Origin of the sequence: Paenibacillus sp. RC67 (assembly GCF_030020805.1) — a bacterium.
Taxonomy (GTDB): domain Bacteria; phylum Bacillota; class Bacilli; order Paenibacillales; family NBRC-103111; genus Paenibacillus_S.
Genome location: NZ_CP125098.1, coordinates 1,409,185 through 1,421,089 on the forward strand (window position 1 = coordinate 1,409,185; position 11,905 = coordinate 1,421,089).

Genomic DNA, 11,905 nt, shown 5'->3' on the forward strand with positions numbered 1-11,905 from the left:
GGATGTGCCTGTAAATTAGGAAACGGGAGGCTTCATCACAATGAGAAAAAAGCGCAAGGCGGTTAACGCGTTGCTGGTTGCCTTTTCGATGATGTTCATGCTTGCTGCATGCAATGCCGCTCCTGGAAAAGGAAGTCAAGCGGAAGGCAACGGCAAGCAGGCGGCGGCAGGAAACGTTCAGGCAGCGAATGAATGGGCAGAGAAGAACGGTTTGAATAAGACGGAGACCGTCGACGAGCTGTATGCCAAAGCGAAGCAGGAAGGCAAAGTGGTTGTGTACTCCCAATCCAGCCGAATTAAAGATGTGAAGGCGACCTTTGAAGCCAAATATCCGGGAATCAAGGTGGAAGCCTTTAACATGTCGACGAATGATATTGTAGAGAAGGTGATTCGGGAGCAAGCTGCGGGCATTTACAATGCCGACGTCATCTTCGTCAAGGATGCCAGCGGTGCTGTTTCCACGGAGCTGACTACGAAGAAGCTGGTTCACAAATATTTGCCGACCGATTTGTCAGCGAAGATGGTCGAGCCTTATAAGAGCAAGAGCAGCGGTCTGGTGCCGTACTTCAGTTTAAGAGCCATCTTCTACAACACCGATGTATACAAAACGCCTCCCGTCACGAACTGGTGGGATTTGACAATGCCGGAGTGGAAGGGCAAGGTGCTGCTGAACGATCCGATCGATTCGGCGGATATGATGGATTTATTCCTCGCCATGGTCCAGCATGCGGATGAGATGAAGCAGGCCTACAAAGATAAATTCGGCAAGGACATCGTCCTTGAAGGAACGGAAAATGCCGCCTATGAGTTCATCAAACGTTTCCTTAAAAATGACCCCGTTCTAATGAAGTCAAGCGACGAAGTAGTGGAAGCTGTTGGCGTCACGAGCCAAGGAAAACCTCCTATAGGCATAGGCGCATCCAGCAAGCTGAGAGATGTCGTCGATAAAAAGATGAGCATAGCTGCTACCTATGACGTGCTTCCACGCATATCGGTAGTTGGACCTTCTTACTTGTACGTGGCAGATAAAGCGCCGAACGTCAATGCAGCCAAGCTGATGATTCGTTGGATGGCTGGGGAAGCCGATGGGAAAGCGGACGGATTCAAGCCTTTTAATGTGATGGGCTCCTGGTCCACTCGAACCGATAACGGACGGACCGACCAGCTTCCGATCGATAAACTCCATGTGTGGGATTATGACTCCGACTTTTTTTACAAAAATTTTGTGAAGTTCAGAGAGTTTTGGCTCAAAATGCAGTGATGAACTCACTATAGGAAAGCAGGGGATTTTAATGAAAAGAGCGAGGATGACTTGCGCATTGCTTCTGACCTTCAGCATGGTAATCGCAGCCTGCAGCACTTCAACCCCCAAGACTTCAACAGATAAAGCAGCAAGCGGAGGAGCAGCCACAGGAGGACAAGGCAAATCGGAGTGGGCGGAACAGAACGGCTTATATAAGACAGAGACGGTGGATGAGCTTTACGAAAAAGCTAAAAAAGAAGGGAAAGTAACGGTTTATTCGACTTCAGGGCGGATTAACGATGTGGAAAAGACGTTCGAGAAAAAATATCCCGGCATCCAACTGGAGGCGTTTGATCTAAAGTCCAATGTCATTATGGATAAGGTGATTCGTGAGCAGGCGGCAGGCATTTTCAATGCTGATCTGGTGTTAACGAAAGAAGTAGGCGGAGGCATCGAGGAAGAGCTGGTCAAGAAAGGCATGCTGTTCAAATATCTTCCCGATGATATCGCAGCGCATGTCTTCGAGCCGTGGCGGAGCAAAGGGATCGCTTTCGTTCCGTATCTGGAATTCCGTACGTTGTTCTACAACACAGAGCAGAACAAGACGCCTCCGGTCAATAACTGGTGGGATTTGACGACACCGGAATGGAAGAACAGGGTGCTCATGGTTGATCCGCTTCAGTCTCCGGCGCAAATGGATATGTTTGTAGCATTTGTTGTCAATTCAGATGAAATGGCCAAAGCCTACAAAGAGAAGTTCGGTTCGGACATCGTTTTGAATGGAACCCCGAACGCGGGCTATGAATTTTTACAGCGTTTCTACAAAAACGTCATTCTCGTCAAAGCGAGCGGTGACGGTCAAGATGCAGTTGGTAAAGCAGCGCCGAACAAACCGGCTCCCGTGTTCATCGGCGTGTCGGGAGACATTCGCAAAATGGCGGACAAAGGCTTGAAGGCCGACATCATTTGGGATATGAAGCCGAAGCTGTCGGTCGTGGACGAAGGCTTGCTATTCGTAGGCAACAAAGCGCCCCATCCTAATGCGGCGAAGCTGCTGCTGCGATGGATGGCTGGGGAAGCGGATGGCAAAGGGGAAGGCACAGCGCCGTTTAACGAAATCGGCTCCTGGATGACCCGCTCTGATGTGCAGCACAAGAACAGCAAAAACATCAATGAGCTGAATGTGTGGCAGTACGACAGCGAGAAATTTTACAAGGTGTATCAGGATGTCGTCAATTTCTGGATCAAGAATCAATAGATCGACAAGTACACAATCGAAACGGAGTGTTGGCCTATGTTAGGGTTTTCGATACAAAGCCCTGTATTTCTTGGAAAATCGAGCAAGGACAGTCCCAACGATTTAATTGCTCATTATGACCGGGTGGAGCTGCTGCTGGATGCGCTGAAGTCTAGTGGAGTAGGATCGATCGAAATCAGGATATTGCCACGGGGGGCGGACGAGTGGGCTTATCGTGATCTTATCCAAACCATTTGGGATGTAGGGCTTCAAGTGACGATTCACGGGCATGTGGCGGGGGAGCATCCGGGCTCCCGATTCGCCGAAATTTATCCTTCTATGTCCTATGTGCTGAAGCATTTTCACAAATATCAGGATAGCTTGACGATGGCGCTGCATGCCTTCGATGCCAAGACAGGTTCGGAGGAGGAGCTTCATCGCCAGACGGTCGAACTTCTGCAGGATTGGGTCGGGATGATAGATGCCGAGCAGCTTCCGCTTCGTATCGGAATTGAGAATAATCGCAAAAAGTCGAGTAAGGTAGATCCCGGCGACTCCATTGAGGGCGTTCTAAGGATTGTGAACGAGGTGAACAGCCCTTATGTCGGTATCACTTGGGATATGGGGCATTTTTACTCGAATCTGCTGGATGTACACGGTTTGAAAGAGCTGCCGGAGGAGCCGATGCTCGATTTGCCTCCCGCTGAATTTTTGCAAAAGGCCATCCATACGCATATTCACGGCATGGGAGCGACGGGAACTCATAATCCTTTGACACGCAGGAACAGTCTCCCATTGGAGCATTATGTCTCAGCTCTTCAGCAAGCTGGATATAAAGGAAAATACAATTTGGAGCTCACAATGAACAAGTTCGATCAGGACCAATCGCTATGCGCGCATGTTCTGGATTCGGTCAGACGATTGCAGGCTGCGGCATTACTCGAATCGACAACATAACAGCAATGGGCTGTAAAGGGGTGTAAGAGGTGAACAATATCGAATATTCAGGCAGGTCGGCTCCCAAGTACTCGATGACTCGTGCCGTCAATCTGATAAAAGGCTTTTTTACGAATCCGTTATATTTGATCAGTACTATCGCCATTATTTTTCTTGGCTACACCATTGTTATTCCTATGTGGGAAATTGTATCGCACACCTTCACATGGCATCAGGAGGATATTAGGGCCAATCCGGGAGCCGTACCAGGTGAATTGACGCTAAATCATTGGATGCATGTGCTGTACAGTGATATCAGCCAATCGATCTTTTACAAACCGTTGTTAAATTCCTTCAATATCGCAATATTCGTCTCGATTTTCTCTATGATTATCGGAGGCGGCCTGGCGTGGCTCGTGACACGAACCGATCTTCCTTACAAGAAGGCATGGGCGTTCCTGGCGATTATTCCTTACATGCTGCCTTCCTGGATTAAATCGTTCGCCTGGCTGATCGTATTCAAGAATGACCGCGTGGGCGGGACGCAGGGGATGCTGCAGTATGTATTCGGTATCAATCCTCCTGACTGGATATCGTACGGCTTTCTTCCGATCTCCATCGTGCTGGTTGCTCACTATTACACCTTCTTTTATTTGCTCATTGCCGTATCCCTCAGCTCGATCAACAGCAGCTTGGAAGAAACAGCTGATATTTTGGGAGCAAGCCGCTTCGCCATTCTTAGAAAAATTACGTTCCCGCTGGTGCTTCCTGCTATCCTTTCGGCATTAATATTGACCTTCTCCAAAAGTATGGGAACGTTCGGGGCTGCAGCGTTTCTCGGTCTTCCGGTCAAATACTATACGATTGCGACCATGCTTTACGGCAGTATGAAGAACCGGATGATCTCCGATGCTTACGTGCTGAGCTTGATCCTGATTATCATCTCGTCACTGACCATCTACTTCAACCAACGCGCTATCGGTAAGCGCAAGAGCTACGCCACCATTGGGGGCAAAGATTCAAGGAAAAACTTGAATCCTCTCGGACGCTGGAAAATTCCTGCTGTCGCTGCCGTCTTCCTGTTTATGTTCTCTGCGGGTATTTTTCCCTTGCTGCTTCTCTTATGGCAAACGTTCATGCTGCAGGACGGCAACTACAGTCTGAGCAACCTGACAACACACTATTGGTTCGGTGATTCGGACTTCTCTATCGCTTCCGGTGAAGTGGGAATTTTGAAAAGCGATACGATTTGGCTGGGCTTAAAAAATTCTTTACAAATCGCATTGCTGGCGGCTTCAATCGCGGCTATAATGGGTTTAATATTCGGATATGTTATTTCCAAAGGAAGGAAAACGCTTTCCGGAAAACTGGTAGAGCAGCTTTCATTCATGCCTTACCTGATTCCAGGCATCTCCTTCGCCGCCATTTATTTGTCCATGTTCGCACAGCCGCATTTGCTGCTTCCCGCCTTGTACGGAACCTTGTCCATCGTCATCTTAATTACGATCGTCAAAGAGCTGCCATTCGCTACCCGATCGGGTACGAGCACCATGCTGCAAATCAGCGGAGAGCTGGAGGAAGCAGCCAAGCTGCACGGGGCCTCCTGGTTCCGGCGATTCTTCAACATCATGGTGCCGCTTAGCCGCAAGGGTCTCATAAGCGCCTTCCTGCTCTTGTTTATAAGCGCAATGAAGGAACTGGATCTGATCATCCTGCTCGTGACGCCGAAGACAAGCACGTTGACGACACTGACGTTCCGCTACGCGGAGAAGGGTTACCAGCAATATGCTGACGCTATCGTTATCATTATTATCGGAATTATATTGATTACGAATTTTGTTGCGACGAAGTACGGCAAAGCCGATCTTTCGAAGGGCATAGGAGGATAATATGAGCGGAATTCAACTGAAGAAGATTAATAAATACTTTGACAACAATCATATACTGAAGGATCTGGATTTATTTATCGAGGACGGCGACTTTATGACGCTGCTCGGTCCTTCAGGCTGCGGCAAGACGACGACGCTTCGCGTGATCACCGGATTGGAGAATCCGGAGGGAGGCATCCTGACGATCAACGGCAAGGAAATGGTCAACGGAGCCAAAGGCTACTATGCCCCTCCTTCCAAACGCGGATTGAATCTTGTATTCCAAAGCTATGCTTTGTGGCCTCATATGACAGTATTCGATAACGTTGCCTTCGGACTTTCCATTAATAAAACGCCTAAAGCGGAAATTCGCACCAAGGTGGAAAGCGCTTTGGAAAAGATGCGGATCATTCAGTACAAAGACCGCTATCCATCCGAGCTATCAGGCGGTCAGCAGCAGCGGGTTGCTATTGCAAGAGCCATTGTGACCGAGCCGAGAATCTTACTCCTGGATGAGCCGCTGTCCAATTTGGACGCCAAGCTGAGACTGGAGATGAGAGCGGAGCTGAAGCGGCTGCACCGCGAGTTGAAGACGACGATTATTTACGTTACTCACGATCAAGTTGAAGCGTTAACGATGTCGACCAAGATCGCGATTTTCTTCGAGGGCAACCTTGTGCAGGTGGACACCCCAAGGAATATTTATCGTCATCCGGTTGATTTACGTGTTGCGGATTTCATCGGCAATCCCAAAATCAATTTTATCGATGCGGACGCAGCCTATCATAACGGGAGTCTAACTGCTGAATCCGAGCTTGGCACTCTGGTTATTCCAGGCGTACAGCCTGCATCCGGTAAGACCGTATTGGCCGTATATCCGGAAGATATTCGTATATCGACGGATAAAAGTGAAGGTGCCTTCCCTTTAAGCGTCTATTCCGTAATGCCGGCTGGCTCGGAAACATTGATCCAACTTACGACCCGCGGGGACAATCTTTTGTTGGTAAAGCTTATCGGCGAGTTGGATTATCCGGTCGGCATGGTTGTCTGGGTTACGATCCCGCCTGAAAAGGTGAATGTGTACGATAAAGAAACTGGAAGGCTTATTCCGCGAGTGAGCGAGTCTGCACCAAGCAGCGAACGGAAACGAAATATTATTTGATGATAACTTAATTTACTGGGCTGGGAGAGAAAGACATTGACAATGGTAAGCGGAAGCGTTTGGGAAATTACACACTGGGAGCTGGTGCTCCGAATGATATTGGCCGTCGTGTTGGGCGGTTTGATCGGGATGGAACGGGAATGGAGCAACCATGCAGCAGGCTTTCGTACTCATATTCTGGTTTGCCTGGGATCGACTACGATCATGCTGCTGTCCAGCTATGGTTTTTCCCAATTTGTCAATGAGGCGAATGTGCGTACTGACCCTGCCCGTTTGGCGGCACAGGTTATCAGCGGTATCGGTTTTCTGGGAGCGGGAGCTATCCTGCGCAACGGCAACATGATTAAAGGCTTGACGACAGCGGCATCCGTATGGGTTGTAGCTGCTATCGGCCTTAGTGTAGGCGCAGGTTTTTATACAGGTGCGTTCTTCTGTACCTTCCTCGTGCTGATCAGCTTGTTCTTGTTGAATAAGTGGGAGAAGCATTTGATGAGAAACCGCAGATATCACGATGTCGATATCCAGATTATTGATAAACCCGGTGCATTAGGCAGAATAGCGTCTATCTTCGGCGATCATGATGTTCAGATTGCGAATTTGAGAATGATGCCTGACGAGCACGCGTCTAGTGACAGTTCCGCTTCACCACCCATGAACCTGCATTTCAGCTTGAAAATGAAAAAGCAGGAGCAGTTGATCTCCGCAATGGAACAAATCGCTGCCATGGACGTCGTTATATCTTTGGAATCCCAGCTGGTCTCAGGCCTGAAAACAGGTGGAAGTAAAGAGAACTCTCTTTCCCTATAAAACAGACAGGGTGGCTGGAACATGTGAAAAATATACTACTCATTTCCGATTTGGACGGAACCTTATTGAATCAAACGCATCAAATTAGTCTTGAGAATGAAAATGCCATTAGGCGGTTTAAGGAAATGGGCGGATTGTTTACTCTGGCAACAGGACGGATGGAGGATGCCGTAGAGCCTTTTGTTCAAAAGCTTGGCGTCGATGTGCCTGTCATTTTATATAACGGCGCCAAGATTGTGGACCCGGTAACGAAAAAAGTACTGTATGAAAAAAAGCTTACTATCCCGCTTTCACTCTGGTCTCAATTCATGGATAGCTTGATAGCCTCCGATGATATGGCGCTGCTGGTGTATCGTAACGGCCAAGTGTATGCGCCTGTACGCAACGCAGTTCTGGAGAAGCATGAGCACAAGGACGGCGTGGTCTGCTTGCCTTTCACCGATGACATCATAGCAGAGCCAGTAACGAAGGTAATGATTATTAGCTCTTCGATAGATAAAGTTAAACAGCTGGAGCAGGCTGTTCTAGACAGCGGCTTGCCTTGCGAGATGGTCTATTCGGAGTCGAACTATTTGGAAATATTACCTCAGCATACAACCAAAGGAACGGCTTTGATAGAACTTCTGCGTATATTGCGAATCGACCATCCCTACACGATAGCGGTAGGCGATAACTTGAACGATCTGGCGTTGATCCAACAGGCTGATCTCGGCTATGCCGTCGAAAATGCTCATCCCCAATTGGCGGCAGCCGCCGATGCGGTAACCGTACACCATGAACGGCATGCCATTGCTGCGATCATTGGAGATTTTATCGAGAAGAGGAGAGAGCTGGCATGAGCTATTTGGAAATAGCAGGGAGAATAGCGCGAGAGGCTGGGCAGATGATCCACTCGAAGATGGGCACGGATTTCTCCACCGAGCAAAAGAGCTCCGTATTTGATGTCGTAACGGAAATTGACAAGGCGTCGGAGCAGCTGATAAGGCAGCGGTTGAAGGAAGCTTATCCGGAGCATAGCTTTCTTGGAGAAGAAGAATCATTCGCCCATGCAGGAGAGCTGGCTGACCGATTGGAGCAGGCGAAGACAGAGCCGTTCATCTGGATCGTCGATCCGATTGATGGCACGAATAATTACGTGCAGGGGATTCCTGGCTTTACGGTTTCCATCGCATTGGCTTCCTACGGAGAGCTTATTGTCGGGGTTATCTATGACCCGTGCAGAGACGAAATCTTCTGGGCGGAAAAAGGAAAAGGAGCTTTTATGAACGGTAACCCGATTGCCGTCTCCGATGCGGCCGAACTGGCACAAACGGTAGTAGGGACAGGGTTTCCATCCAAAGCGGCAAACCGGCAGGCGGTCATGACAAGCCTTCAGGAGATCGCTCCTCAGTGTCGTTCTATCCGTTCACTTGGCTCGGCTGCACTGCATTTGGCTTATGTTGGAGCTGGCAAGCTGGGCGCATTTTGGGAGTATGGGTTGAATGCATGGGATATTGCGGCAGGAGTTCTTATAATAGAAGAAGCCGGTGGCAGGGTCACGGATACGATGGGAAATCCGTATAATTTGAGTGTAAAACATATCGTCGGGAGCAACGGAAGTGTTCACGATGCATTGTTAAAGCCTATGATACCGATAGGGGTATAAGTAAAAAAAGCGGATTTGCCTTGCGCAAGTCGGCTTTTTTTGTGTTATGAAAAGGGGAGCATGGTTCTATATTAACGATTCTTTCTCTATGGGTTTTAAGGGATAATATGGTAAATTTTACATTATAATAAACACATCAGTACGATAGGAGAATTTTATGATCGTAACTCTAGAACTAGCTGCGTATCCGCAAAAGAGTGTATTAGTCCATATGGTTTCTTTATTTCTACATGATCTATCGGAGTTTAACGAATACGAATGTTTTAATCCGGATACGGGCAAGTTCGAATTCCATAATATAGATCATTTTTTGGGAGAAGGAACACCTGAAGCCATATTTTATTAAAAATGACGGCCAAATTGTCGGTTTTGTTTTATTTCATTATAATCCTGCAAGATAATCCTGCAAGAAAAGACTATGAATGTTACATTAATTCCTTTTTTATTTTGAGAAAATATAGAAACCTAGGTATTGGGTCCGAGGCCGTAAAACAATTATTTCGAATGTACCCAGAGAGATATTTGGTTACTCAAGTGATTAGAAACACTTCGGCCCGCAAATTTTGGCATCGAGTGTATGAAAAGAATCATATCTCTTTTATCGAGCGAGAGAGGGAACTGGAAGGGCAGATGTTCTATGTCCAAACTTTTACCGTTTCTGAAATAATGGATAGTCATTCCTAATGCAACCCTCTTAGTAGAGGAAAAAGGGGACGAACCGATGGATCAACGATTATTGGAGGAGCAATTAGAAGCCTATATGGAGGGACAAGCGAGCATAGATTGATTTTGTGGGGCCCTTCTCGTAGCACAATCAGGAAAACAGCTGCTTTGTAAAGGTTGGGGCTTGGCTAATAGGGAGCATGGAGTATCTAATCAAGCGCAGACGAAGTTCCGAATAGGTTCCGTGAGTAAACCATTTACAGCCACCGCCATATTATTGCTTCACGAACAGGGAAGATTATCGCTAGATGAACCATTAAGTCGTTTCATACCAGATTATCTGAATGGAGATCAAATAACGATTCACCACCTTCTAACACACACATCAGGAATCCCTAACTTCACTCATTTTCCAGAATATCGGTCCATTGTTCGCCATGACTCTCCACCTGAGACGACACTGAGCCGTTTTAAGCATAAACGACTAGATTTCCAACCGGGAGAAAAGTTTTTTTATAGTAATTCAGGATACGTTGTGCTGGCGCGAATTATTGAGCTAGTGACTGGCGAATGCTTCGGCGACTACTTGTGCGATGCTATTTTCAAACCTTTAGGTATGTATAATACAGGATGCGATCAATACGATATGATACTGCCTCATCGTGCCTCCGGTTACAAGGTTTGGGGGGATTATGTGCATGCTGATTTCATAGATATGTCCATTTATGCTGGAGCAGGCAATTTATATTCAACTGTAGAGGATTTGTATTTGTGGGATCGCTCTTTTCATGGAGGTACGCTTCTTTCCGAAATATCGCGTGATTTAATGATAACTCCACATGTTTCAGTCAACAGAGTAACGAGCTATGGGTACGGGTTAAACATCAATAATGAAAATCTCATAACCAGCTCATCGCGAGCATATAAGCTCATTGGACATAGCGGCGGGATCGATGGCTTTATGACAGAGTATAAGACCATTATTGATGAAGATTTGACCATCATTGCGATGTGCAATGTTCATCCTTCCCAACCAGCTGCTATCTTAAAAGATTTGGCTCGCATGGTTCTTGGAGAAGAGGTTCCTATTCCTCAAACTTCTTCCTACGTCGAAATGGATACTGCATTATATCATGCTTATATCGGCAGCTATTCAACCGATAGCAAAAAATTTAACCCTGTAATTACTTTGGAAAAAACGAAATTATACATAGCTTATGAGCCTTGGTATAAATACGAGCTTAAGCCTATAAAAACAGTCTATCACGAGAGAATAATGAACTTCCGAACCGTTGGTGCTGCGGGGAAACTGAAGTTTGTTCATGATTCAGGCGGCAGCGTGGTTAGTGGGGAGCTTCGTTTATTTGGAAAAACACTAAATCTTATACCGGCAGGGACGGTGGGAGGTGCATGAGTGTAGGTACTCACCACAATAATCTACCTATCATAACGGAACGCCTTATTATAAGATGGCTTCACAAGATATAGATTCACACTTAGACACCGCCGAAAGGCGGTTTTCTTATACTTCATAAATCCCTATGACAAATACCCCATGCGGTATCCAATGTGTTAGTATGTAAGGACAAGTACGTTACAATGATATGAAAGTCGAGGTGCCAACTATGAAACATAAAGTAAATAAAATCATCTTGTTCACATTAAGCGCATGTCCGACCGGCAGGTCTATGGGAACCGTATTAAGGGAAGTCAAAGAAAAAGTGATCACAATCGAGTTTGAAACGATATACGTCGATATTCAAACCGAGATTACGAATGAGTATCGTATCAAGACCAATCCGACCACACTATTCCTTGATCATGAAGGCAAAGAGTTGTACCGCGTAGAGGGTTTCCAGGAAACGGAGCATATTCTCGAGCTGTTGGAACAGTTGGATTCAAAAGAAATTAAGGGGAGCCAATCGTACGAAGCGAATGTCGAGACTGTAGAAACCTATACGGTCTACCTCTATAACCAAGATTCCCTTGAAGCCGTAGAAATACAGCAGGCTAATAAAACCTCCGTTCGTGCGCCGCGTATAACGGCAGTTCAGATTTTACTGAAAGTACGCAAGGAGGGCTTTGAGAATCCGTTCCCTGCATCGGCATCACTTGAGCTGGTTCAATTCAATGGAAGCTTTGGAGAAATTACGATCCGTATGACAAGAGAAGATGAGCAGCAAGGTGATAAGGAAAAAATGAGGTTGGCGTTGGTAAAAACGTTGAATCATTTTGGAATCGACGATGTTAAGCTGACGGTTACCCACTAAAATAAAAAGCTGATTCACGCAAAGTGAACCAGCTTAGCTCTAGGCTGTCGAGAGATCTGATTATTCAGAAGATG

Annotated in this window: 11 protein-coding genes and 1 pseudogene; all 12 read left to right on the plus strand. The window is 46.8% G+C overall.

Annotation, left to right across the window (positions count from 1 at the left end; genetic code table 11):
- Positions 1-40: 40 nt before the first annotated feature.
- The 12 genes and pseudogenes from QMA13_RS06485 to QMA13_RS06535 all read left to right on the plus strand — a co-directional run bounded on the left by QMA13_RS06485 (position 41) and on the right by QMA13_RS06535 (position 11,831).
- Positions 41-1,261 carry an ABC transporter substrate-binding protein gene (locus tag QMA13_RS06485; RefSeq protein ID WP_282940336.1) on the plus strand — a complete coding sequence of 407 codons (1,221 nt, stop codon included), beginning with the start codon at positions 41-43 and terminating at the stop codon, positions 1,259-1,261.
- Positions 1,262-1,292: 31 nt separating this feature from the next.
- Entirely contained in the window at positions 1,293-2,501 is a 1,209-nt protein-coding gene (locus QMA13_RS06490) for an ABC transporter substrate-binding protein (RefSeq protein WP_282940338.1), read from the plus strand.
- A 36-nt stretch (positions 2,502-2,537) separates the two neighbouring features.
- Positions 2,538-3,437 carry a sugar phosphate isomerase/epimerase family protein gene (locus QMA13_RS06495; RefSeq protein WP_282940340.1) on the plus strand — a complete coding sequence of 300 codons (900 nt, stop codon included), beginning with the start codon at positions 2,538-2,540 and terminating at the stop codon, positions 3,435-3,437.
- A 29-nt stretch (positions 3,438-3,466) separates the two neighbouring features.
- The gene (locus tag QMA13_RS06500) at positions 3,467-5,305 is read left to right on the plus strand and encodes an ABC transporter permease (RefSeq protein ID WP_282940342.1); all 1,839 of its coding nucleotides are present in this window, start codon (positions 3,467-3,469) and stop codon (positions 5,303-5,305) included.
- Between the two features lies 1 nt (position 5,306).
- Positions 5,307-6,446 (plus strand): ABC transporter ATP-binding protein, encoded by a 1,140-nt coding sequence (locus QMA13_RS06505; RefSeq protein WP_282940344.1) that lies wholly within the window; start codon positions 5,307-5,309, stop codon positions 6,444-6,446.
- A gap of 42 nt (positions 6,447-6,488) precedes the next feature.
- The gene (locus QMA13_RS06510; RefSeq protein WP_282943286.1) at positions 6,489-7,253 is read left to right on the plus strand and encodes an MgtC/SapB family protein; all 765 of its coding nucleotides are present in this window, start codon (positions 6,489-6,491) and stop codon (positions 7,251-7,253) included.
- Positions 7,254-7,276: 23 nt separating this feature from the next.
- The gene (locus QMA13_RS06515) at positions 7,277-8,092 is read left to right on the plus strand and encodes an HAD family hydrolase (RefSeq protein WP_282940345.1); all 816 of its coding nucleotides are present in this window, start codon (positions 7,277-7,279) and stop codon (positions 8,090-8,092) included.
- Complete coding sequence (locus QMA13_RS06520; RefSeq protein ID WP_282940347.1) at positions 8,089-8,898, plus strand: inositol monophosphatase family protein; 810 nt, start codon at positions 8,089-8,091, stop codon at positions 8,896-8,898. The genes QMA13_RS06515 and QMA13_RS06520 overlap by 4 nt, the downstream gene beginning before the upstream one ends.
- A 157-nt stretch (positions 8,899-9,055) precedes the next feature.
- Positions 9,056-9,244 carry a hypothetical protein gene (locus QMA13_RS06525; RefSeq protein WP_282940348.1) on the plus strand — a complete coding sequence of 63 codons (189 nt, stop codon included), beginning with the start codon at positions 9,056-9,058 and terminating at the stop codon, positions 9,242-9,244.
- A gap of 2 nt (positions 9,245-9,246) precedes the next feature.
- The gene (locus QMA13_RS36530) at positions 9,247-9,582 is read left to right on the plus strand and encodes a GNAT family N-acetyltransferase (protein WP_481858137.1); all 336 of its coding nucleotides are present in this window, start codon (positions 9,247-9,249) and stop codon (positions 9,580-9,582) included.
- A 124-nt stretch (positions 9,583-9,706) separates the two neighbouring features.
- Positions 9,707-10,975: pseudogene (locus tag QMA13_RS06530) on the plus strand (serine hydrolase domain-containing protein); the annotation flags it as partial.
- 211 nt (positions 10,976-11,186) lie between these two features.
- Complete coding sequence (locus tag QMA13_RS06535) at positions 11,187-11,831, plus strand: thioredoxin family protein (protein WP_282940349.1); 645 nt, start codon at positions 11,187-11,189, stop codon at positions 11,829-11,831.
- Positions 11,832-11,905 lie beyond the last annotated feature (74 nt).